General features: G+C 59.5%; 1 protein-coding gene. It reads left to right on the top strand.

The features are described from left to right. A partial coding sequence (locus tag SB822_RS56605; RefSeq protein ID WP_410859040.1) for a toprim domain-containing protein occupies nucleotides 1–279 on the top strand: 279 nt, incomplete at both ends.

A 279-nucleotide genomic window follows, 5' to 3' on the forward strand; every position in this document is an offset into this window, starting at 1 on the left:
GTGACGTCCCTGCCCGGCAAGCTTGCCGACTGTCAGGAGCGCGATCCGGCCAAGTCTGAAATCTTTATCGTCGAGGGTGACTCGGCAGGTGGCTCTGCAAAGAGCGGTCGTTCGCGCCAAAACCAGGCCATCCTGCCGCTGCGCGGAAAGATCCTCAATGTGGAACGCGTCCGCTTCGACCGAATGATCTCGTCCGATCAGGTTGGCACGCTGATTACTGCGCTCGGTACATCAATCGGCAAGGATGAAACGCACGGTTTCAACCCGGACAAGCTGCGC

Origin of the sequence: Paraburkholderia sp. SIMBA_054 (assembly GCF_046534875.1) — a bacterium.
Lineage (GTDB): Bacteria > Pseudomonadota > Gammaproteobacteria > Burkholderiales > Burkholderiaceae > Paraburkholderia > Paraburkholderia hospita.